At 71.3% G+C, this 22,766-nt stretch carries 20 protein-coding genes; 10 read left to right on the forward strand and 10 right to left on the reverse strand.

What is annotated here, in order from left to right:
* The first annotated feature begins 328 nt into the window (after window positions 1-328).
* The 5 genes from SH922_RS26165 to SH922_RS26185 all read left to right on the forward strand — a co-directional run bounded on the left by SH922_RS26165 (window position 329) and on the right by SH922_RS26185 (window position 6,132).
* Window positions 329-2,503: a hypothetical protein gene (locus SH922_RS26165; protein WP_393060287.1), complete on the forward strand. Its 2,175-nt coding sequence runs from the start codon at window positions 329-331 to the stop codon at window positions 2,501-2,503.
* 161 nt (window positions 2,504-2,664) lie between these two features.
* On the forward strand, window positions 2,665-3,600 hold the full coding sequence (locus SH922_RS26170) for an ABC transporter ATP-binding protein (protein WP_393060288.1): 936 nt from the start codon (window positions 2,665-2,667) through the stop codon (window positions 3,598-3,600).
* Entirely contained in the window at window positions 3,597-4,337 is a 741-nt protein-coding gene (locus tag SH922_RS26175; protein WP_393060289.1) for an ABC transporter permease, read from the forward strand. Before SH922_RS26170 ends, SH922_RS26175 begins: the two co-directional genes overlap by 4 nt.
* The gene (locus SH922_RS26180; protein WP_393060290.1) at window positions 4,334-5,524 is read left to right on the forward strand and encodes a sensor histidine kinase; all 1,191 of its coding nucleotides are present in this window, start codon (window positions 4,334-4,336) and stop codon (window positions 5,522-5,524) included. Before SH922_RS26175 ends, SH922_RS26180 begins: the two co-directional genes overlap by 4 nt.
* Complete coding sequence (locus tag SH922_RS26185; protein ID WP_393060291.1) at window positions 5,521-6,132, forward strand: response regulator; 612 nt, start codon at window positions 5,521-5,523, stop codon at window positions 6,130-6,132. Before SH922_RS26180 ends, SH922_RS26185 begins: the two co-directional genes overlap by 4 nt.
* A gap of 49 nt (window positions 6,133-6,181) precedes the next feature.
* Here SH922_RS26185 and SH922_RS26190 read toward each other — a convergent pair whose 3' ends face one another.
* On the reverse strand, window positions 6,182-6,865 hold the full coding sequence (locus SH922_RS26190) for a response regulator (RefSeq protein ID WP_393060292.1): 684 nt from the start codon (window positions 6,863-6,865) through the stop codon (window positions 6,182-6,184).
* Window positions 6,862-8,091 carry a sensor histidine kinase gene (locus tag SH922_RS26195; protein ID WP_393060293.1) on the reverse strand — a complete coding sequence of 410 codons (1,230 nt, stop codon included), beginning with the start codon at window positions 8,089-8,091 and terminating at the stop codon, window positions 6,862-6,864. Before SH922_RS26195 ends, SH922_RS26190 begins: the two co-directional genes overlap by 4 nt.
* A gap of 133 nt (window positions 8,092-8,224) precedes the next feature.
* Here SH922_RS26195 and SH922_RS26200 point away from each other — a divergent pair, with 133 nt between their 5' ends.
* From SH922_RS26200 to SH922_RS26210, 3 genes are all read left to right on the forward strand, one after another.
* A complete protein-coding gene (locus SH922_RS26200; RefSeq protein ID WP_393060294.1) occupies window positions 8,225-9,133 on the forward strand; it encodes an ABC transporter ATP-binding protein in 909 nt (302 codons plus the stop codon).
* Window positions 9,130-9,984 carry an ABC transporter permease gene (locus SH922_RS26205; protein WP_393060295.1) on the forward strand — a complete coding sequence of 285 codons (855 nt, stop codon included), beginning with the start codon at window positions 9,130-9,132 and terminating at the stop codon, window positions 9,982-9,984. The genes SH922_RS26200 and SH922_RS26205 overlap by 4 nt, the downstream gene beginning before the upstream one ends.
* A gap of 216 nt (window positions 9,985-10,200) precedes the next feature.
* Window positions 10,201-11,577, forward strand: coding sequence for an alpha-amylase family protein (locus SH922_RS26210; protein ID WP_393060296.1), 1,377 nt, complete (start codon window positions 10,201-10,203; stop codon window positions 11,575-11,577).
* 100 nt (window positions 11,578-11,677) lie between these two features.
* Here the strand turns inward: SH922_RS26210 and SH922_RS26215 are convergent, their stop codons facing one another.
* Window positions 11,678-12,607, reverse strand: a complete 930-nt coding sequence (locus tag SH922_RS26215) for an SDR family oxidoreductase (protein WP_393060297.1) — start codon at window positions 12,605-12,607, stop codon at window positions 11,678-11,680.
* A 130-nt stretch (window positions 12,608-12,737) separates the two neighbouring features.
* Here SH922_RS26215 and SH922_RS26220 point away from each other — a divergent pair, with 130 nt between their 5' ends.
* A complete protein-coding gene (locus SH922_RS26220; protein ID WP_393060298.1) occupies window positions 12,738-13,310 on the forward strand; it encodes a TetR/AcrR family transcriptional regulator in 573 nt (190 codons plus the stop codon).
* A 99-nt stretch (window positions 13,311-13,409) separates the two neighbouring features.
* On the opposite strand, the gene SH922_RS26225 is transcribed toward SH922_RS26220, so the two are convergent.
* From SH922_RS26225 to SH922_RS26240, 4 genes are all read right to left on the reverse strand, one after another.
* Window positions 13,410-15,221, reverse strand: a complete 1,812-nt coding sequence (locus tag SH922_RS26225) for a coagulation factor 5/8 type domain-containing protein (RefSeq protein ID WP_393060299.1) — start codon at window positions 15,219-15,221, stop codon at window positions 13,410-13,412.
* Between the two features lie 414 nt (window positions 15,222-15,635).
* The gene (locus SH922_RS26230; RefSeq protein WP_393060300.1) at window positions 15,636-16,481 is read right to left on the reverse strand and encodes a class I SAM-dependent methyltransferase; all 846 of its coding nucleotides are present in this window, start codon (window positions 16,479-16,481) and stop codon (window positions 15,636-15,638) included.
* A gap of 102 nt (window positions 16,482-16,583) precedes the next feature.
* Window positions 16,584-17,141, reverse strand: coding sequence for a TetR/AcrR family transcriptional regulator (locus SH922_RS26235; RefSeq protein ID WP_393060301.1), 558 nt, complete (start codon window positions 17,139-17,141; stop codon window positions 16,584-16,586).
* Window positions 17,142-17,163: 22 nt separating this feature from the next.
* Entirely contained in the window at window positions 17,164-17,742 is a 579-nt protein-coding gene (locus SH922_RS26240; RefSeq protein WP_393060302.1) for a sugar O-acetyltransferase, read from the reverse strand.
* Window positions 17,743-17,826: 84 nt separating this feature from the next.
* Between SH922_RS26240 and SH922_RS26245 the strand changes: the two genes are divergently transcribed.
* On the forward strand, window positions 17,827-19,059 hold the full coding sequence (locus SH922_RS26245) for an MFS transporter (protein ID WP_393060303.1): 1,233 nt from the start codon (window positions 17,827-17,829) through the stop codon (window positions 19,057-19,059).
* Here the strand turns inward: SH922_RS26245 and thrS are convergent.
* The 3 genes from thrS to SH922_RS26260 form a co-directional block, all read right to left on the reverse strand.
* Window positions 19,035-20,363: a threonine--tRNA ligase gene (gene thrS / locus SH922_RS26250; protein ID WP_393063696.1), complete on the reverse strand. Its 1,329-nt coding sequence runs from the start codon at window positions 20,361-20,363 to the stop codon at window positions 19,035-19,037. The genes SH922_RS26245 and thrS overlap by 25 nt on opposite strands.
* 117 nt (window positions 20,364-20,480) lie before the next feature.
* A complete protein-coding gene (locus SH922_RS26255; protein ID WP_393060304.1) occupies window positions 20,481-20,903 on the reverse strand; it encodes a class F sortase in 423 nt (140 codons plus the stop codon).
* Between the two features lie 543 nt (window positions 20,904-21,446).
* Window positions 21,447-22,379 (reverse strand): hypothetical protein, encoded by a 933-nt coding sequence (locus SH922_RS26260; protein ID WP_393060305.1) that lies wholly within the window; start codon window positions 22,377-22,379, stop codon window positions 21,447-21,449.
* Window positions 22,380-22,766 lie beyond the last annotated feature (387 nt).

Raw genomic sequence — 22,766 nt, forward strand, 5'->3', positions numbered from 1 at the left:
CCGATCCCGTAATGCCCCCTGTCCGCCCGGGGGGTGCGCAGTCGTTTCCCCCGGTCGCGGGGTGTCTGTCGGCCGCGGCCAGTATGGTGGTTCGCGCGCCTAGTCGGGTGCTGAAGATCTTGACCGGGCTCGCGAGGCCTGGCACGCATATCTGCGGCGTTACCCAACGCCCACATAGCTTCGCCACGAGGACGCTCCGGCTTCTCGTGGCTGCACGCACCAGGCGCCGCTCCCTGATCCGGCCAAGATCTTCAGCACCCTCCTAGTCGTCCCCCGGCCTGCGGGACGGGGGAAGTACGGGCGGCGGAGCCAATCGGGAGAACCTGCTTTGAGTCGTGAAACTGACAGTTCGTCCTCCGGGCCCCAGGGGCGCGGGGGAGCCGCGTACCCCTCGGGTACGCCGCCGTACGGATCCCGCCAGTATCCGTCGCTGCACCCTTCGCAGGACGCCCCGGAGGAGTCCCCGGAAGCCGCGGATCCGCCTCAGCCCGACGAGCCGAGGACCGAGACGACGCTGACGACGCGTATCCGGATCAACATTCCGGGCTCGCGCCCCATCCCTCCGGTCGTCATGCGCACGCCCATGAGCGACGTCGACGGCGCCGGTGGCGAGCGCACCGGCTCCACGCCGCGCCCGGGCGCCTCCGCGTCCAACGGCGGGCAGGCGGCTCCGGCCGCGCCGGGGCCCGAGCCCAGGGAGCCCGCGGTCGCGGCGGAGCCCGCTGCCGAGAAGCCGGCCAGGGAAAAGAGCGGCAGCGACTGGTTCGCGCCGCGCAAGGCCCCGGCGGGCGCGAGCGCCTCGTCCGGCAACCCGGCGGGCGACGGCACGGACGGAGCCGGCTTCCCGGCCGGCGGTCCCGGCGGTCCTGGCGGGCCCGGTTTCGCGGCCGGCGGCCCCGGCGGCCGTCCGGACGGTCCGGGTTCCGGCCCGGCCACCCCGCCCGCAGGCAGCCCCCGCGCCGAGCTGCCCTACTTCTCCGACGGACCGCAGCGCGCCGGTGACCCGGGTCCGACCGGTCCCGACGGCTTCGGTCCGGACGGCTTCGGCGGCGACGGATCCGGCGGGCCCCGCCCCACGCCGAACCTCGGTATCCGTACGCCGGGACCGTCCGGCCCCACCACCGGACCGGCCACCGGTACCTCGGCTCTCACCCCGGACCTCGACGGCCGGATGCCCTTCGGCCCGGGTCCGGCGGGTCCGGGCGGACCGGCGGGCCCCGGCGGCGCGCAGGGTCCCGGCACCCCCGGCGGCGTACCGCCGCGGATGTCGGACGACACCGCCGTGCTCACCCCGCAGTTCGGACCGGGCCCCTCCGGCCCCGGGGGCAACGTCTCGGGGGACACGCTGAACAGCGGCATCCCCGTCGTGCCCTCGGACCACCGCGCGTCAGGGGCCCCGTCCCCGTTCCCGGGCCCCGATTCCACTCCGCGGGCGCAGGCCGGCCCGATGGGCACCGGACCGGCCGGACCGGCCGGCTTCGCCGACGGCGAGGCCGAGCCCGCCGCCCGTACCGCTCCCGCTCCCGCAGCCGCGGCGCCGAGCGCCCCTGCGAAGAAGGGCCGCTCCAAGCTGGCCATGCTCTGTGTGGCCGCCGTCTGCCTGCTCGGGGTCGCCTACGGCGCCGGGCTGCTGATGAACCACTCCGACGTGCCCAAGGGCACCACCGTCCTCGGCGTCGACATCGGCGGCGGGACCAGGGACGACGCCGTCGAGAAGCTGGACGCCGTGCTCGGCAAGCGGTCCAAGGCCCCGCTCCAGCTGACCGTGGACGGCAAGAAGACGCAGCTCTCCCCCGACAAGGCCGGACTCGCCCTGGACAGCCAGGAGACCGTGCGTGCCGCGGCGGGCAGTGACTACAACCCCGTCTCCGTCATCGGCTCCCTCTTCGGCCGGGAGCGCGACGTCGACCCGGTGATCCCGGTTGACCAGGAGAAGCTCGGCGTCGCGCTGAAGGACCTGGCCGGCGCCTCGGGTTCGGCCAGCGACGGCACGATCAAGTTCGTGCCGGGCAAGGCCATCGCCGTGCCGGGCAAGGCAGGCAAGGCGCTCGACGTCAACCAGTCGATGGTGTCGGTACGCGATGCCTACCGCGCCCAGGTCGAGACGGGCAGGGCGAACACCGTCCCGCTGCCCGTCACCACCAGCGAACCCACCATCAGCCAGGCGGAACTGGACCGGGCGATGAAGGAGTTCGCCGAGCCGGCGATGTCCGGCCTGATCTTGATCAAGGCAGGCTCGAAGGAGATCCCGTTCGGCCCGGCCAAGTCCCTGCCGAAGATCCTTTCGATGGTCCCGATCGACGGCAAGCTCGTCGACCACTACGACAAGAAGGCCATCGAAGAGCTCTGCGGAGGCGTCTTCGACGGGATCATGGTCACCAAGGGCGACGGGACGAAGCACCAGGTCGGCCCGGACGACGTGGCCTTCGCCATGAAGGGCGCGCTGCTCGGCAAGACCGAGGCCGAGCGGACCGTCACGATCGACCTCGGCGGCAACGGCTGACGCCGTCACCCGCCGCATCCCACCGCCCCCGACCGGACCTCCGGCCGGGGGCGGTGCGGTATCCGCCCGCCGCCGTCACCCGTACGGCATGACATCTGTCATCCCGGATCCACGACCCGTGACCCTGCCGGGCGCACCCCCTGCTGAGCCAGGCTGGACGCATGACAACGACAGCCCCCGAAGCCACCGCGGCGAAGACCGCCGTGGTCAGCTTCGACCAGGTCAGCAAGGCCTTCGGAGACGTACGCGCCGTCGACGGGCTCACCCTCGACCTGCACCCCGGTGAGACCGTGGCCCTCCTCGGCCCCAACGGCGCCGGCAAGTCCTCCACTCTCGACCTCCTCCTCGGCCTGCGCACCGCCGACTCCGGGACGGTCCGCCTCTTCGGTACGACCCCTCAGGCGGCCATCGCCGCAGGACGCGTCGGCGCCATGCTGCAGTCCGGCGGCCTGATGGAGGACGTCACCGTCGGCGAACTGGTCGGGCTCGTCTGCGATCTGCACCCCCGGCCCTACCCGGTCGACGAGGTGCTGGGCCGGGCCGGCATCGCACCGATCGCCGGCCGCATGGTCAACAAGCTCTCCGGCGGCCAGGAACAGCGCGTACGGTTCGCGCTCGCCACCGCCGGGGCCAACGACCTCATCGTGCTCGACGAGCCGACCACCGGGATGGACGTCACCGCCCGCCAGGCCTTCTGGGCCACGATGCGTGAGCAGGCCGACCAGGGCCGCACCGTCCTGTTCGCCACCCACTACCTCGAAGAGGCCGACGCGATCGCCGACCGCGTCCTGGTCCTGCACAAGGGCCGGATCCTCGCCGACGGCACCGCCGCCGAGATCAAGGCGAAGGCCGGGGCCCGCCGGATCTCCTTCGAGCTGGAGGGCGCGATCGACGAAGAGGCCCTGCGCGCCCTGCCGTTCCTCTCCACGCTCGACATCACCGGTCACCGCGTCCGGATCCAGTCGCACAACGCCGACGCGACCGTGCACGCCGTCTACGGCCTGGGCCTCTACCCGCGCGAGCTCGAAGTCGCGGGACTCGGTCTGGAGCAGGCCTTCGTCGCCATCACCGAGGCCGAGGAGGCCAGGACCGCATGAACACTCTGATCAGGCTCGAAGTGACCCGCACCCTGCGGAACAAGAAGTTCATGTTCTTCTCGGTCATCTACCCGTCGGTGATCTACCTGCTGATCTCCGGCACCCAGAACACCACCGACAAGGTGCCGCACACCGATCTGACCCTGCAGTCCTTCTTCATGGTCTCCATGGCCTCGTTCGGCGCGCTCACCGCCGTCCTCATGGGCAACAGCGAACGCATCGCCAAGGAACGCGAGAAGGGCTGGGTCCGCCAGCTGAGGCTGACCGCGCTGCCGAGCCGCGGCTACGTCCTGGCGAAGATCGCCAGCGCGGCCATGGTCACGCTGCCCTGCATCGTGGTGGTCTTCCTGGTCGCGGCCTCCGCCAAGCACGTACGGTTCGACCTCTGGCAGTGGTTCGCCCTCACCGGCGTCATCTGGGCCGGCTCGCTGGTCTTCGCCGCGCTCGGGGTCGCCATCGGCTACCTCGCCAGCGGAGACGCTGTCCGTCCGATCACCATGATCATCTACTTCGTCCTCTCGATCCTCGGCGGCCTGTGGATGCCGAGCGCGACCTTCCCGCAGTGGATCCAGAACATCTCCGAGTGGCTGCCCACGCACGCGTACGCTGCACTCGGCCAGGCCGTCGAGTTGGGCGGCGCGCCGCACGCCAAGGACGTCGCCATCCTCTTCGCCTACTTCCTGCTCTTCGCGGGCGGCGCCGCCTGGCTCTACCGGAAGGACACCCTGAAGGCGTGAACGAGGACGAGATGCACGTGGGCATCGGGCGCCCGCCCACGAGCGCGAAACAGGCCGGGACCAAGCTCCTGTGGATCGGCATCTGGCTCGCCTTCATGAGCGCGCCGGTCAAGGACCTCGCGGACGGCAACCACACCCCGTGGGCGACCGCCCTCGGCGCCCTCGGGCTGCTGGTCTTCGTCGGCAGCTATCTCGTCCTGGTCTTCCGCCACACCTCGAAGGCGCTGGATCCCTTCCGGGTCCGTGCCGCCCTCGCCTTCCTCGGGGCGCTCGCCGTCCTGCTCTCCCTGACGTTCGGGACACCCTGGCTCGTCCTTTTCGTCTACGTGTCCGTCTCCGTGGGCGCCACGCTGCCGATGCGGACCGCCCGTTGGCTGATTCCCGTCGTCACCGCCGTACTGGTGGCCATCGGCCTGACCGGCGACCACCCCCGCGAGATCATCACGGCCCTGGTCTTCCCCGCACTGCTCGGCGGCTTCGCGATGTCCGGCATCCGGCAGATGATCCGCACCACGATCCAGCTCCGGGAGGCCCGCGCCACCGTCGCCCAGCTCGCCGCCAACGAGGAACGGCTGCGCCTCGCCCGCGATCTGCACGATCTGCTCGGCCACTCCCTCTCCCTGATCACCCTCAAGAGCGAGCTGGCCGGGCGGATGCTCCCCGGCAACCCGGAACAGGCGGCCGCGCAGGTCGCCGACATCGAACAGGTCAGCCGCCAGGCCCTCGTGGACGTACGCAGCGCCGTCACGGGCTACCGCAGGCCGACCCTCCCCGGCGAACTGGCCGGGGCCAGGACCGCCCTCGCCGCCGCCGGAATCACCGCCGAGATACCGGCCGAGGCTCCCGAGGACCTCCCTGAGGACCTCTCCGAGAAGGCGGAGGAGGTGCTCGCCTGGGCGCTGCGGGAAGCCGTCACCAACGTCGTACGCCACAGCGGCGCGGGCCGCTGCACGGTCACCCTCGCCCCGCGCCAGACCCTCGACGGGCGCGTCCTCGAACTCACCGTCGCCGACGACGGCCGCGGCGCCGCCGGCACGAAGCGGGGCAACGGCCTCACCGGCATGGCCGAGCGGCTCGCCTCGGTCGACGGGACACTCGTCACGCGGGCCACCAACTCCCGCTCGGGCAAAGGCTTCACCACGGTCCTCAGCGTTCCGCTCGAATCCGGCCTAGGATCCCGGGAATGAGCATGATCAGACTCCTCCTCGCCGAGGACCAGTCCATGGTGCGCGAGGCCCTTGCGGCGCTCCTCGGCCTGGAACCCGACATCGAGGTGGTCGCCCAGGTCGCCCGCGGTGACGAGGTGCTGGCGGCGGCCAGGGAACACGGCATCGACGTGGCCCTCCTCGACATCGAGATGCCCGGTATGACGGGCATCGAAGCGACGGCGGAGCTGCGCCGTGCCCTCCCGGACGTCAAGGTCGTCGTCGTCACCACCTTCGGCCGCCCCGGATACCTGCGCCGCGCGATGGAGTCGGGCGCGGACGCCTTCCTGGTGAAGGACGCACCGGCGTCCCAACTCGCCGAAGCCGTACGCAAGGTGCTTGCCGGGGAACGCGTCATCGACCCCACCCTCGCGGCGGCCGCCCTCGCCGACGGCGCCAGTCCGCTGACCGAGCGCGAACGGGATGTGCTGCGCGCGGCCGCGGACGGCTCGACCAATGCGGAGATCGCTGCGGCGCTGCACCTGTCCCAGGGCACGGTGCGCAACTACCTCTCCATGGCGATCCAGAAGATGGCGGCGCGAAACCGGGCGGAGGCGGTCCGGATGGCACGGGAGAAGGGCTGGTTGTAGGGCCTGCCCGCCGGCGGCCTCCTCACCGCCCCGCAGGCCCCGTACCGCGTCACCGGGTGGCCGACACCAGCCCCGCCTCGTACGCGATGATGACGAGCTGCACCCGGTCCCTGGCGTCGAGCTTGGCGAGCAGCCGGGTCAGATACGTCTTGGCCGTGGCCACGCTGATGAAGAGCTGCTCGGCGATCTCCGCGTTGGACAGCCCGCTGCCGACCAGTACCAGCACCTCGCGCTCCCGGTCGGTGATCGCGGTGAGCGGCCGGGGCGCCGGGGCGGCGGCGGGGCGGCCCGCGAAGTCCTTGATCAGCCGCCGGGTGACGCTCGGCGCGATCAGGGCGTCCCCGGCCGCCACCACCCGTACCGCAGCCAGGATGTCGTCCAGCGCCATGTCCTTGACCAGGAATCCGGCCGCACCGGCGCGCAGGGCGCCGTACACGTAGTCGTCGTCGTCGAACGTGGTCAGGACCACCACATGGGCGTCGCCGCCCCCCGCGGCGATCCGTTCGGTCGCCTCGATGCCGTTCAGCCCCGGCATCCGGATGTCCATCACGACTACATCGGGGGCCAGTTGCTCGGTCAGTCGGACCGCCTCGTCGCCCGTCCCGGCCTCGCCGACGACGTCGATGTCGGGGAGGTCGGCGATGACCATGCGCAGCGCGGTACGCACCAGCGGCTGGTCGTCGGCGAGCACGACGCGGATCGGCTGTGCGGCCCCGGGGGTCTCGTCGCTCATGCCGCTTCTCCCAGGGACGCCGCAGCGGGCACCGGCAGCCGGGCCGTCACCCGGAAGCCGCCGTCCGGGTGCGGAGCGGCGGTGAACTCGCCGTGCAGCAGGGCGACCCGCTCCCGCATCCCGACCAGGCCGAACCCGGCGGACGTGCTCCGACCGGCCCCCCGGCCGCGGTCCGCGACCTCGATGGTGAGTTCCTCGGCTCCGTACTCGACCGACACCCGGCAGGCATCGGTGGCGGCATGGCGGACCACGTTGGTCACCGACTCCTGGATGATACGGAACGCCGACAGATCGATGTCCGGCGGCAGCGGCCGCCGCTCGCCCCGCCAGCGCACATCGACCCGGACACCGGCGGCTGTCGTGGCCCCCGCCAGCCGGTCGAGATCGGCGAGGCCCTCCGCCGGGCGCAGCGGCGCCGCCTCCCGCTCCGCCCCCTCGTGCCCGGGCTCGGTCTCCCGCAGCGCGCCGAGCATCCGGCGCAGCCCCGAGAGCGTCTCGCGGCCCGCGATCTCCACCGCGCTCATGGCCTCGCGCGCGGCGTCCGGCTGGGTGTGCACGACGCGGGCCGCGGCACCCGCCTGGAGGGCGATGATGCCGACGCTGTGCGCGACCATGTCGTGCATCTCGCGGGCGATACGCAGCCGCTCCGCGATCACTGCCTGCGCAGCTGCCTGCGCGGTCATGCCCTCGTCGTGCTTGCGCGACTCGTGCACCGAGTGTCCGATCAGCCAGGAGACCACCGCGGTCAGCGCGACGACCACCTCCGCCGAGGTGCCGACGTTCCAGCGGGCCAGCAGCCGCACTCCCAGAAAGGCGGGCAGCACGCCGATCGTCATGGACAGGGCGATGACACCCGTCCGGGGCGGCCGGGTGGCGGCGATGAAGTACAGCGCGACATCGGCGGCCAGGAACTGGGCGAGCGGAATCTCGCCCACACTCAGCGAGGTGGTGGACAGTGCGGCGGCGCCGAGCACCATGGCCAGCGACTTGAGCGGGCGCCGTTCCAGCAGCACACAGCCGCCCGCCAGCAGAGCCGCGGACAGCAGCTGGGTCAGCAGACCGTCCCACCGGTAGAGGACGACCCCGGGCACAACGGAGGGCTCCTGCTCCCCGGGCAGCCGGACGCGTACCAGAAAGGTGAAGAACACCCCCGCGCACCAGGCCGCCGCCACCCACACACCCGGCGGCACACGTTTGAGCAGGGGCATGGAGGGAGTTGCGGACATGTGCCGATCGTAACCACCGGCCCCGGGCCCGGCATCGGACCACGGTTGTACACCCGTGGTCGACACCCGGCCCCGGCAGATGTCAGCGAGGGTCCGACGACGAACAGGGGTGGCGGACGGCACCGTTGGCACCATGATCGAAGTCAACGGACTGACCAAGCGATACGGCGCCGCCACCGCCGTGAAGGACCTCACCTTCACCGTACGGCCGGGCGAGGTCACCGGCTTCCTCGGACCCAACGGGGCGGGCAAGACCACCACCCTGCGCATGCTGCTGGGCCTGGTCGAGCCGACCGCCGGAACGGCCACCCTCCAGGGCCGGCCGTTCCGTGACCACCCGCGCGGACTGCGGCACGTCGGCGCCCTCCTGGACGCGGGCGACGTCCACGGCGGCCGCACCGCCCGCGCTCACCTCGCGATGCTGGCCCGCAGCAACAGCATCCCGCGCGCCCGCGTCGACGAGCTCCTCCAGGAAGTGGGCCTCGCCGGGGCGGCCCGCCGCCGCATCGGGGGCTTCTCGCTCGGGATGCGGCAGCGCCTGGGCATCGCCACGGCGCTGCTCGGGGACCCGCCCGTCCTGCTCTTCGACGAGCCGCTCAACGGGCTCGACCCGGAAGGTGTGCTCTGGGTGCGCGGGCTGTTCCGGCGCCTCGCCGCCGAGGGGCGCACGGTGTTCGTCTCCAGCCACCTGATGACGGAGATGGAGAACACCGCCGACCAGCTCGTCGTCATCGGCCGGGGCGAACTCATAGCCGCGGAGAGCCTGACGGCGTTCGCCGCCCGCGGCACCCGGACCGGCGTGACCGTACGTACCCCCGACACCGCCGCCCTCACCCCGCACCTCATCGCCGAGGGCGCCTCGGTGGCCCCGGACGGCGACCGGCTCACGGTGACCGGCCTGCCCGCCGCCCGGATCGGCGAACTCGCCTTCCACCACCGGGTGCTGCTCCACGAACTCACCACATCCAGCTCCTCGCTGGAGGAAGCCTTCATGGAACTCACCGCAGACAGCGTCGAATACCTCGCAGGAGACCCTCGATGACCGCCATGGCGACGACCGCGCCCACCGGACGCGTGACACACGACGAACCCCGAGCCCGCTTCGGCGACCTGCTGGCCGCCGAGTGGCTCAAGATGTGGTCGCTGCGCTCGACCCCCTGGCTGTACGCCATCTCCGCGCTGGCCGTCATCGCGTTCAACGCCGGCACGGCGTACGACCATTACAAGTACTGGTACCAGTACGACGAGCAGGGTCGCGAGTCCTTCGTCGCCAACGGCTCTCCGCTCATGGACGCCTTCACCGCGAACTCCGCCATGGTGCTGGTGCTGGCCGTCGCCGCGATCGGTGCCGTATCGATCACGGGTGAGTACGGCTCGGGCTTGATCCGCACCACGTTCACCGCCGTCCCGGCCCGCCGCCGGCTGATGGCGGCCAAGGTGCTCGTACTCGCAGCCGTCGCCACCGTCTTCGGCGCACTCGTCGCCCTGGCCTCGTTCGCCTCGACCCAGGCGATCCTGTCCGGCCGGGACGCCTCTGTCTCCCTCGGACATCCGGGCGCGCTGCGCCTCGTCGTGGCCTCCGCGCTGCTCGCCCCCGTGGCAGCGCTCGCCGGCCTGGCGATCGGGACGGTCATCCGCCACACCGGGGGCTCCGTCGTCGGATGCGTGGTGGTGCTGCTCCTGCTCCCGATGGTCCTCAGCGACCGCCGCCATCTGACGGCGGTGCTCCAGCACATGCTGCCCTTCAGCGCGTGGGAGCGCCTGTCGGTCTCGGATCTCCATGTGTCGGACCTCTACCCGTGGACGGTGTCCGGGGCCTGGACGGTCTACGCTCTCTGGGCATCGCTGGCGTGCGTGGTGACGGTGTTCGCGGCGGACCGCCGGGACCAGTGACATGGGTCGCCGCACGGACCGACCCACTCCACCCGGGTCACCAACCCGCCTTCCCTGCAAATCATTTCAGAAACATGCTGGAAATTCTTGCGACACCTCTTGACGTGTTCACCGCCGTGACGGCAGGCTCCGAACTCCCCCCACGGTGGCCAGGCGCGTGGCTGCCCACGCCGGACACGGACCCCATATCCGTGCCCGCGAACGAAGGAGCCGCAATTGAGTTCCCGCGCCGCTCGCGCGACACTGGCCGGCCTGCTCGCAGCCGCCGGTGTCACCGCCCTCGCCCCCTGGTCCTCCCAGGCGACCCCGCCGGGCGACAAGACCGTCACCGCGACCCTGTTCGAGTGGAAGTACGACGCGGTGGCCCAGGCCTGTACGGACTCGCTGGGTCCGGCCGGCTACGGCTACGTCGAGGTCTCGCCCGCCTCCGAACATATTCAGGGCGACCAGTGGTGGACCTCCTACCAGCCGGTCAGCTACAAGATCGCCGGACGCCTCGGTGACCGCGATGCGTTCAAGTCCATGGTGGAGAGCTGCCATTCGGCCGGGGTGAAGGTCGTCGCCGACGCGGTCATCAACCACATGTCGTCCGGCTCCGGTACGGGAACCGGCGGCACGGCGTACACGAAGTACGACTACCCCGGGTACTTCCAGGACCAGGACTTCCACTCCTGCCGCAAGGACATCAGCAACTACGGTGACCGCAACGACGTCCAGACCTGTGAACTGGTCGGCCTGGCCGACCTCGACACCGGTAGCGAGGCCGTCCGTACGACGATCGCCGCGTACCTCTCCGACCTGCGCACGCTGGGCGTGGACGGCTTCCGTATCGACGCCGCCAAGCACATGGCCGCCGACGACATCGCCGCGATCAAGGGCAAGATGTCCGACCCGGGCTTCTGGGTCACCGAGGTCATCTACGGCGGTGGCGAGGCGGTGCAGCCCGACGAGTACACCGGCGTGGGCGACGTCGACGAGTTCCGTTACGGCGGGCACCTCAAGAGCGCCTTCCAGGGCGGCGGCATCACCGGCCTGAAGAGCATCGCCGACGGCAAACTGGCGAGCGCGAGCGCCCGTACGTTCGTCGACAACTGGGACACCGAGCGCAACGGCTCGACGCTGACGTACAAGGACGGTGCGGCCTACACCCTGGCCAACGTCTTCATGCTCGCCTCGCCCTACGGCTCCCCGAACGTCTTCTCCGGCTACGAGTGGTCGGACAAGGACGCCGGTCCGCCGAACGGTGGTGCGGCTGCGTGCGGCGGCGACGGCTGGACCTGCACACACGCGCAGACGGCGATCGCCGGCATGGTCGGCTTCCACAACGCCACGGCGGGCGCGGAGTTGAGCGACTGGTGGGACAACGGCTCGTCGGCGATCGCCTTCGGCCGTGGCGACAAGGGTTTCGTGGTCATCAACAACGGCGACGGCGAGCTCCAGCAGACGTTCCGCACGTCGCTTCCGGCAGGCACGTACTGCAACGTGGCGCAGGCCTCCCCGGACGCCTGCGACGGCAGCACGGTGCAGGTCGGCGACGACGGCACGGTGACGGCGACCGTACCGGCGAAGGGTGCGCTGGCGCTGCACGGTTGATCTCGCAGCCCGGGAAGCGCCTCCGGCTCCGGCGGGCGCATGGATCTTCGGGATCCATGCGCCCGCCGGCGCAAGAGCGCTTCCCGCTGAGCTCACGCCGTCATGCGGACGGGGAGTCGAAGTAGTGCCCCTTGTCGAGGTCGTCGATCAGCCCCGGGTGGGTCGGCTGCCACCCGTACGACTCGCGGGTCAGGGCGCTGGAGGACGGCCCGTCCACGCCCACGAGGCCACCCAGCCAGCCGAAGTGCGCGTCCGCGTCCTGCGGGGAGACGGAGGCGACGGGGAGGCCGAGCCGGCGGCCGATGGTGTCGGCGACCTCGCGGATCGCAACGCCCTCCTCACCGACCGCGTGCAACGTCGATCCTGCGGGTGCGGCCTCCAGTGCCAGGCGGACGAGGTGCGCGGCGTCGGCGCGGTGCACGGCCGGCCAGCGGTTGGCGCCGTCGCCGATGTAGCCGGAGACGCCCTTGTCGCGGGCGATGCCGACCAGGGCCGCCACGAAACCGCGATCCCCTTCGCCGTGCACCGTCGGCGGGAAGCGCACGACGGACGAGCGGACGTTGCGCGAGGCGAGGCCGACGGTCAGCAGAGCAGTGGCAAGCCGGGCCCGCGCAGCCTCGAACGGCACCGGCCAGTCGGGACTCAGGCCGTCCCGCTCGGTGGCGACACGCCCCGGTGCGAGCCCGAGCGTCCCGGAAGCGATGACGAACGGCTTGCCGGAACCCGCGAGCGCCTCGCCGAAGGTCTCGACGGCGCGGCGGTCGGCACCGGCCGCGCCCTGGAAGCCCCCTGAGAAGGCGATGTCGTGCTTGAACGCGAGGTGGATCACGCCGTCCGCTGCGGCAGCCGCGTCGCGCAGGGTGCCGAGGTCGTCCAGGTCCCCGCGCCGGACCTCGGCCCCCGCGGCGGTGAGCGCCTCGGCCGAGGCATCCGAGCGGGCGAGTCCGACGACCTGGTGGCCCGCGTCGATGAGCTCGGGCACGACGGCGGAGCCGATCCAGCCGGACGCGCCGGTCATGAATACACGCATGGGATTCCCCTCGGGTAGGTCGGCCGTCCGGGCCGTGGCCCTCGGGAGGCCGCGACAGGACAGTCGATGTCAGCGACTGTCATCACAGTACTACTGATGTCAGTACCTGTCATCGCTTAGAATCGGCGGTATGAGTCGATGGGAGCCGAACGCGCGCGGCAGGTTGGAGCAGGCCGCAATGGAGCTCTACGGCGAGCGCGGCTACGAGAAGACGACCGTGACCGAGATCGCCGGACGGGCGGGGCTCACGGAGCGCACGTTCTTCCGGCACTACGCCGACAAGCGCGAGGTCCTGTTCGGGGGTTCCGTCCTGCTCCAGGAACTCCTCGTGACCAACCTGGCCGGTGCGCCGGGGTCCGCGTCGCCGATCGACGCGGTGGCCGGAGCGCTCCGGGCGGCCGCGCCCGTGTTCGACGAGCGGCGCGAGCAGTCCCGGCGGCGCCAGGAGATCATTTCGGCCAACGTGGAGCTCCAGGAGCGGGAGCTGGTCAAGCTCGACTCGCTCGCCGCGGCCCTTGCCGAGGCGCTGCGGGAGCGCGGCGTCCCGGAACCGGCCGCGAGCCTGGCGGGTGAGGCGGGAGTCGCCGTCTTCAAGGTCGCGTTCGGACGCTGGATCGGCGGCAGTGGCGAGCTGGGCATGGGCGCGTTCATCCAGGAGGCGCTCGACGGGCTCAAGGCCGTGACGGCCGGCGGCCAGGCCTGACAGCAGTGCGCCCCGTCATGTGTATGACGGGGCGCACCGAACTGCCGGGACGGGTCCGGGACGCTCAGTGGCAAGCCGGACTCGGCACCTCTCACATCCCTACGGGAACGAAACCACCTGCGACGGGACGGTGGTGGTCCCCGACGTGGGCGAACCCGTGTCGTTGATGACGTGTTCGTACTGGCCCTGGCCGCCGAGGGAGACGACGAGCAGGTCGTGGAACTTCACGCCCGGCTTCACCGGTGCTTCGAAGCCGTGGTCCTGGCGGATGGTCGGGTCGACGTTGAAGTAGCAGTAGCTGCCCAGTCCCCAGCCCTCGTGGGTGGTGACGGAGTCGTCGACCTTGTAGGCCGCGAACCCCTTGGTGTCACCGTTCTGGACGGCGGCCTGGTTGGGGGCGTCGTACGCCTTCTCGTTCTGGAAGAAGATCGTCTTGCCCCTCTCGCCGGACCAGCGGACGTCGTACTTGTTGAAGTGTTCGACGAACAGGCCGGTCGCCAGCACGTCGTCACCATTGACCTGGAGACCGTAGTCGGACCGGTTGGTCTCCCAGCCCACACCCTCGCCGTGGTCGGCGCGCCACAGCCAGGTGTGGTCGATGATCGTGTCGTTGCTGTTGATCACCATGGCGGTGGTGGCCTTGCCGGCCCCTGCGCCGCCGACGCGGGCGAACACGTCCTGGAGCGACGTCGGGTTGTCCGCATGGCTCGCGGTCGAACCCTCCGTGCCGACCTCGATCAGCGACTCGGAGTTGGTGGTACCGGCGTCGACGAGCAGACCGGCGAGCTTCACGCCGTCCACGTCACCGACCTTGATGGCCGTGACCCCGTTGTCCGGGACGATCGTCGCGAGACCGAGACCCAGCACGACCGTGTCGGCGCGGTCGATGTTGATCGTCCGGTCGACGTGGTAGACGCCGGGCGTGAACAGCAGGTGCAGGCCCTGCTGCACCGCCGCGTTGATGGTCTCCGCGGTCGCGCCGGGCTTCACCACGTAGAACTGGTCGAGCGGGATCGACTCACCCTTCGGCGTGCCGTTGGCCCATGAGACGCCGCGCGCGTTGGTGCGCTTCTCGGGCACGAACACCTTGTAGTCGGCGCCGTCCAGGTAGAGGAAGGGCTTCTCGCGGGAGACCGGGGTGTTCTCCAGCGTGGTGTACGGCGGCTCGGGGAAGCTCTGGGCGGGTGCGCCCTCGACGCCGGAGAACGTCATGTTCCAGACGCCGTTGCCCCAGCTGCCGATGGAGCTGTCCCGGGTGTACCACTGCTGCTGCGAGTACGGCCCGACCTGGCCGTCGATCTTGCTGTCGGCGATGTACCCGCCACTCGCCCAGCCATAGCCGTCGGGGGCCAGGTTCAGCCCGCCCTTGACGTGCATCCGGCGGAAGGGCGCGGCCTGCGAGACCGCCCAACGGTCCGTGCCGTTCACCGGGTTGAGCGCGAGGTTCTCGGCCGAACGCCAGAAGTTCTGCGTGGCGTTGCCGTTGAACCAACCCGCGTCGACGGTCACATCGCCGTTGAACGTGGTGTCGTCCGGGTTCAGTCCGAGCCCGGCGATCGAGGTGTAGAACCCGATCTGCGCGTTGAGATTGTTGTACGTGCCCGGCTTGAACATCAGCGCGTAGCGGCCGGTGCCGAACTGGGCCGACTCCTGCTGCTTGAAGACCTCGTCGACCTTGGCCTGGATGTCAGGCATCGACGGATCGAAGACCATGACGTTGGGTCCGAGATCGCCGCCACCCTCGATGGCCTGCGCGTCCTCGCCGAATGCGGTCTGCGCCGTGGGGGCGGCCATGAGCAGTGAAACGGCGAACGCGGCGAACCCGAACGAGCGGGTCCGGCGCCTGCGCCGGGGTGCGACGGGGGTTCCGGTGGGGGGAGCTGTGGGGGTTTCCGTGGGGGGAACATGCATGGGTGTGCGTCTCCTGAGTCGTGGTACGGGTGACACGACGAGCTCTTCGGAAAGCCTCTGAGAGCGCTCTCTGACGGGTGTTGATGGTTCCGCTGCCACCCGTGAAACGTCAAGAGGTGTGCACCAGGAGCCTCAACCGATCCGTCTGAGCGCAACAATTAACGCGAGCGGAACGGCAATTGACCCGCTTCGCGCTCAGTTCGGGGGGCGGTTGAGTTCAGGAGATGATGTTGCCGAATCCGGCGTACGGTCCAGGGAAGCGTGTCCTGGTACGTGAGCGCGGAGCCGGCCGGGCCGGTCACCACGACGATGCCGGTGGAGCAACGCTGCTCGGCCAACTCGTAGGCGGGAGTGGGTGCGTCGTACGAGCCGGGCCGGGAGCCCGCCGGAGGCGGGACCGGCGGGCCGCAGCCGTCAGCGCTCTCCGCGCGGCTTCCGCCAGATCCTGATCTCGGTCGCAGGCGGCCGTTCCGCGAAGCGGAGACCGGGCGAGGCTTCACGCAGCACGGCGCGTACCTCCTGCTCGAAGTCCGCCAGCTCCGCGCCGAACAGGTGAGGGGCCGAGTCGGAGCGGGAGAGGACCCACGCCACGAGGTCGTCGGCACCGCGCACGACGACGTCCCCGGCGGGCACGACATGCCGTTCGCAGCTCCCGAACCCGGCCTGCTCCAGCACCCGTTCCTCCCGGTTCGGTGTGCCGTGGACCAGGCTCCCCCTCCCCGCCCTGCGGACCGGACCCAGGCGCCGGCGCACCACGTCCCCGATGCGCGCGTACGGCGGAGGGGGCAGGGGAAGGGGCCCCGGATCGGGCGGCGGATCCTTGAGTTCGTTCAGGTGGACGAACGCGCCGCCCGGCGCCAGCATCCCGCGCACGGTGGCCGCGACCCGCTCCCGCTCCGTCCAGTGGAACGACTGGGCGAAGACCACGACATGGAACGTGCCGAGACCGGCCGGCAGGTCCTCGGCCCTGGCGTGGACCCAGCGCACGTTGTGCACCCCGCGCGGACGGGCCCGCCGGTCCGCCTCGGCCAGCATGTCCTGGTCCGGGTCGAGGCCGACCGCCTCGGTGACGTACCGCGCCATGTCGAGCGTCACGGTGCCCGGCCCGCAGCCGACGTCGAGGAGCCGGCCGTCACCGGTCAGGCCGAGCGCGCCGGCGAGTGTGTCCGCATAGCCCGGTGCGTACGGCAGCCGTCCGCGTGTGTAGTGGGCCGCACTGCCCCGGAAGAGGGTGCTGTCCCACTGCCATTCCTCGGGCATGTCCACTCCGTTCCGTCCGTCGCGTGGGCAAGCGAATCACAGGAGTGACCTGGCCGGCACCTTGGTCAGGTGGGGTGCCGGCCAGGAGTCTCGGGGCGGGCGTCAGGAACGCGCGCCGTGCGCCTGGGTGATGCGGGCGATCGCCTCGACGGTCAGGGCCCGGTCGTGGGGCTCGGTCTCCAGGGCGCGGTGGATGGACAGTCCCTCGATCAGCGCGTCGAGCTGGCGGGCCGTCGCCGGGTCGAAGTGCCACTCCAGGGCGACGCGGCTGCGGCGCATCCACTCCCGGGTCAGCTCGCGGTAGGCGGGCTTGCGGGCCGCGAGGGTGTACAGCTCGTGGGTGAGGACGAGCTCGCGCTGGTTGCCGCCCGACAGGTGGTGGACCAGACCGGCGACCGCCTCCCGGGCCTCGTCGGGAGTGGAGGCGGCGCCGAGACGCTCCTCGAACACGGCGACGATGCCGCTGGAGAAGCGGATGAACGCCTCCCGCAGCAGCTCGTCCATGCCGCCGAAGTGGTACGTCATCGAGCCGAGCGGCACACCGGCACGGGCGGCGACCTTGCGGTGCGAGGTCCCGGCGACCCCCTCCTCGGCGATCAGGTCGAGCGCGGCGGTGATGATGCGCTCCCGCCGCTCGGGGTCGTTCTGTCCGGTCGCCACGGTGCTTCTTTCTGCAGAGGTGCTAGATCGAGCGGATCACCCGGGCCGGGTTTCCGACCGCGACCACGTTGGCGGGGACGTCCTTGGTGACGACGGCGCCCGCGCCGATGACGCTGTTGTCCCCGATGGTCACCCCGGCCAGCACGATCGCGCCGCCGCCCAGCCAGACATTGTCGCCGATCGTGATCGGCCTGGCCGCCTCCAGCTTGTCCCGGCGCGGCTCAGGCTCCACCGGGTGGGTGGGGGTGAGCAGCTGGACGTTCGGCCCGATCTGGCAGTCGCGGCCGATCGTGATCGGGGCCACGTCCAGGGCGGTGAGGTTGTAGTTGATGAACGTGTCGTCGCCGACCGTGATGTACGAGCCGTAGTCCACGTACAGCGGCGGCCGGATGTGCGCACCGGCGCCGACACCGCCCAGGAGCTCGGCGACGACGGGCTGCGCGGCGTCGGGGTCCTCCGTGTAGGCCGCCAGATACCGGGCGGCGAGGCGCACGGCGCGCCGCTGGGCCTCCACGATGTCGGGGTCGTCGGCGATGTAGAGGTCCCCGGCGAGCATCCGTTCATGGTTCGTACGCGGGTCTCCCGCGAAGTGGTCCGTCATGAGTACGATCGTACACTCCAGGCGTACGATCGTACGCTCCTGTTGCTCTCCCTTCTCCGATCCGTCTGTCGAGGCCCCGCTGCCATGGATGCCGCTACGCGCCGCTGGCGTGCCGCCCTGTTTCTCTTCATGCTCGCCGCCGGTACGGGCATGGCCTCGTGGGTGGCCCGCACCCCGGCCGTCAGGGACGGCCTCGACGTGTCCACCGGCTCCATGGGGCTGGTGCTGTTCGGTCTCTCGACCGGTTCGATGGCCGGGGTCAGCACCTCCGGCCCGCTCGTGCGCCGCTACGGGGGACGGGTGGCGATCAGCGCCGGTGCGTCGCTGATCGTCGCCGGGATGCTGGTCGTGGCCGCCGGCACCAGCCTGTCCCTGGCGGGCGGGGTCTTCTGCGGACTGGCCCTGTTCGGCGGCGGGATGGGGCTGGCCGAGGTGGCCTTCAACATCGAGGGCGCGGCCGTCGAGAGCGTCATCGGCCGGCCCGTCCTGCCGGTGCTGCACGGCTGCTTCAGCCTGGGCACGGTGATCGGGGCGCTGCTGGGCATGGCGCTGACCGCCGCCGCGTTCCCCGTCGGATGGCATCTGACGGCCGTCGCGGCTCTCGTCGCCGCCGCCGGGGTGCGGGCGGTCCTGTCCCTCCCGCACGGCACGGGGAAGGAGGCCGCCCCCGGCGTCTCCTCCCGGCGGGAAGGCCGGCAAGGACACCTGCACGTGTGGCGGGACCGGCGGCTCGTCCTCATCTGCGTGATCGTGCTGGCCATGGCCTTCGCGGAGGGGGCCGCCAACGACTGGCTGCCGCTGCTCATGGTGGACGGCTACCACGTCGGCGCCACGGCGGGATCGCTCACCTTCCTGGTCTTCGCGTCCTCGATGACCCTCGGCCGGTTCGCCGGCGGCCCCCTCCTGGAACGCTTCGGCCGTGTCCTGGTCGTGCGGATCAGCGCCGTGACCGCTGCCCTGGGGCTGCTGGTGGTGATCGTCTCGCCCAGCCCTCTGATGGCGGGCGCCGCCACGGTCCTGTGGGGGCTGGGCGCCTCACTCGGTTTCCCCGTCGCCGTGTCCGCGGCGGGCGACCATCCGCAGGACGCGGCGGCACGGGTCGGCGCCGTCTCCACCGCGGGCTACTTCGCCTTCCTCGTCGGCCCGCCCGCGCTCGGCTTCCTCGCCGACCACGTCGGACTCCGGCTCACGATGACCGTCGTCCTGGCCCTGCTGGTGATCGCGTCCACGCTGACCGGAGCGCTGGAACCGGCCCGGCGAACCACGGCCGGGGACGCCGCCGACGAGACGGCTCAGGCCGGATCCCGGGCCGGCTGAACCGCCTCGTCCCACAGCTCGGTGCGGTGGGCCGCGACCAGCGCGCCGATCCGGTCCAGCATCTGCTCTGCCGGCAACGGGTCGAGACGGCGGCCGTCCCGCAGACGCAGCGCCACCCGGTCGTCCGCGGCCTCCGCGGCTCCGACGACCGCCTGGTACGGCACCAGGCGGGCCTCCCGGACCCTGGCCCCCAGGCTGCCGCGCTCCCGGCCGCTGACCTCCGCGCGCAGCCCGAGGGCGGCACAACGCCGCGCGAGCGCCACGGCGTTCGGCAGTTCGGCGTCCGAGACGGGCAGGATGGCCAGCTGGACCGGGGAGAGCCAGGCGGGGAACGCGCCCCCGTGCTGCTCGATGAGGTGGGCGACGGCCCGCTCCACGCTGCCGATGATGCTGCGGTGCACCATGACCGGCCGGTGTTTCGCCCCGTCCGCGCCGATGTAGTGCAGGTCGAACTGCTCGGGCTGGTGGAAGTCGACCTGGACGGTCGACAGGGTCGACTCCCGGCCCGCCGCGTCGGCGACCTGCACGTCGATCTTCGGCCCGTAGAACGCGGCCTCGCCCTCGACCGCCTCGTACGGCAGCCCGGACGCGTCGAGGACCTCGGTCAGCAGGGCGGTGGAGCGCTGCCACATCTCGTCCGCGGCGACGTACTTCCCGCCCGGCCCCGGCAACGAGAGCCGGAAGCGGGCAGGGCGGATGCCGAGTGCCCCGTACGCCCGGCGGATCATGTCCAGCGCGGCCCGCGCCTCCCCGGCGACCTGGTCCGGGGTGCAGAAGATGTGGGCGTCGTTCAGCTGGATGGCCCGCACCCGGGTCAGCCCGCCGAGCACCCCGGAGAGCTCGGAGCGGTACATGCCGCCCAGCTCGGCCATCCGCAGCGGAAGCTCGCGGTAACTGTGCGAACGGGAGCGGTAGATGACTGCGTGGTGCGGGCACAGGCTCGGCCGCAGTACGACCTGTTCGCCGCCCAGGTCCATCGGCGGGAACATGTCGTCGCTGTAGTGCGACCAGTGCCCCGAGATCTCGTACAGCTCCCGCTTGCCGAGCACCGGCGAGTACACGTGGCGGTAGCCCGCCAGCCGTTCCTCGCCGCGGATGTACTCCTCCAGGGTGTGCCGCAGCGCGGCCCCGTCCGGCAGCCAGTACGGAAGTCCCGCGCCGATCAGCGGGTCGGTGTCGAACAGCTCCAGCTCGCGGCCGAGTCTGCGGTGGTCGTGCATGGCGGTCTCCTCGCGTACGAAGGGCGAGTGACCGCAAGCAGAAGCCCCGGGGCACTCGCCCCGGGGCTTCGGACTGGTCAGCAGTCAGCGCGCCGGGACACTCTCCGGCGTCGTCGTCATCGCAGCGCGCTTCATGCAGGGGACGCTAGCAGCGCTCCACGGCCCGTCGCACGGGGTTTTCCGCCGGGGGAGCACGACGGCTCATCCCTTCCTGGCCGAGTCGAGGTGCGCGAACACGACCACGTTGTCCTCGTAGTCCTTGGCCTTCTTGTCGTAGGTGCCGCCACAGGTGATCACCCGCAACTGGGCGTCAGGGGTGTCGGCGTAGACCCGCTTGTCGGGGAACTTCGCCTTGCTGAACGTCTCGACGGTGTCCACCTTGAACGTGGCCACCGTGCCGTCCGCGCGCGTGATGTCGACCGTCGATCCGGGCCGCAGGAAACGCAGTTGGAGGAAGACCGCCGGGCCGGTCATCGTGTCGACGTGGCCCGCCACGATCGACGCCCCCCGCTCGCCGGGCGTCACTCCGCCCTTGAACCAGCCGACCAGGTTCCTGTCGTTCGGGGGAGGGGCGTCCAGACGGCCGGAGGCCCCGATCGACAGCGGGGTGAAGGGTGCGTCCACCGCGATGGCCGGGATCTTGAGCCGGGTCGGTACGGAACGGGACAGGGCCGGTGCGGTGGTGGGGTGGGGGGCGGGGTGGGGGAGGCCTGCCGGGGGACGGCGGCGGCCGGTGAGGAGGCTCCGGCCGGGGCAGGAGCCTCAGGGGCCGCGGGGGCCGCGGGGGCCGGGGCGGCGGGCGCCGCGGCGACGAACGGGGCGGGTGGTTTGTCGTCGGCCGATGGGCCGATGGAGTTGTAGATGAGGAGCATGCCGAGCCCGGCCACTGCGGCGGGCCAGAGCAGGGCGCGGCCGAGGGAGACGGTGTCGGAGGCAGTCCGGGAGGAGGGGGAACCGGGCGACTGCGGGGCGGCCATGGGAATGTGCCTTTCGTCCGTGCGGGGCGGTGCGGTGGTGGCGTGGGGCCGGGGCCCTCCCGTCCGGGTCGGGCCGTGCGACCCGGGCCTGATCCGGGCGGGAGTCCCCGGGAAAACGAAGGCGCCGCGGCCGCCGTCCGGAGGGACGGCGGCCGCGACAGCGAAGCGACCGGCTCGCGATGCGGCCGGGTCAGGCCATCGCGCCACCCGTCGCCTGACGGCGGCGCACCTTGTACGCGCCGACGCCGACACCGCCGAGGAGCAGCAGCGAACCGGCCGCCAGACCGCCGCCGGTCATGGCCATCGCGCCACCACCGGTGTGCACGCCGCCGCTGGGCTTGTCCTTCTTCCAGCCCTCGTCGCTCTTCTCGCTCTTCGCGGCCTTATCTGCCTTATCTGCCTTATCTGCCTTGTCGGCCTTCTCGGGCTTCTCTGCCTTCTCGGTCTTGCCGGCCTCGTCGCTGCCCGGCTGCCACTCCTTGGCGACCGTCATCGACATGGCGCCGCCACCGGCGTGCATGCCGCCGTTGGGCTTGTCCTTCTTCCAGTCGGACGAGCCGCTCTCTTCCTCGTCGTTGCCGGGCTGCCACTCCTTGGCGACCGTCATCGACAGCGCGCCGCCGCCGGTGTGGACGCCGCCGTTGGGCTTGTCCTTCTTCCAGTCGGACGAGCCGCTCTCTTCCTCGTCGTTGCCGGGCTGCCACTCCTTGGCGACCGTCATCGACAGCGCGCCGCCGCCGGTGTGGACACCGCCGTTGGGCTTGTCCTTCTTCCAGTCGGACGAGCCGCTCTCTTCCTCGTCGTTGCCGGGCTGCCACTCCTTGGCGACCGTCATCGACAGCGCGCCGCCGCCGGTGTGGACACCGCCGCTGGGCTTGTCCTTCTTCCAGCCCTCGTCGTCCGACTTGCCGTGCTCGTCGCCGGTGACCGTCTTGGCCAGGGCGCCGCCGCCGGTGTGGACGCCGCCGTTGGGCTTGTCCTTCTTCCAGCCGCCGTCCTCGCTGCTGGAGGACGAACCGCTGTCCTCCCAGTCGCCGGAGGCCAGGGCGTAGGCGGAGGGAGCGGTGATCGTGAGGACCGCCGTGACGGCGGCCGTAGCGAACAGTGTGCGGGCAGAGCGCATCTGAACACGTTTCCTTTCGTCGCGACTGCGAAGAGTGACGGGGTGTCGACTCAAGGTGGCGCAGTGGCTACGTGATCCACCGTCAGCCCGGAGTCCGGAGCGCGCCATCGGAGAGCACCGCATTCGAGCTACGGCATGGGCTCATCGAGTGGCGCACAGCGGATAATCACCCGTTGGACGGCACGCCGCGCCGGGGCGAGGTTTGGCCTCAGCCTGATCCCCCGTTCGCTGACGGCGCCTCACCGTGCGGCGGCGCTCGCGGTTCCGGTAATCGGGTTGCGCCGCCGGTCGGCCCGCTGTTGTACTCGCCGCATCAGCCGACAGGACCAGGAGATATCGATGCGCCGATCTCACATGTTCGTCTCCACGGGAATTCACACCACCGCT

The sequence above is a fragment of the Streptomyces sp. LN549 genome (assembly GCF_043203805.1).
GTDB lineage: Bacteria > Actinomycetota > Actinomycetes > Streptomycetales > Streptomycetaceae > Streptomyces.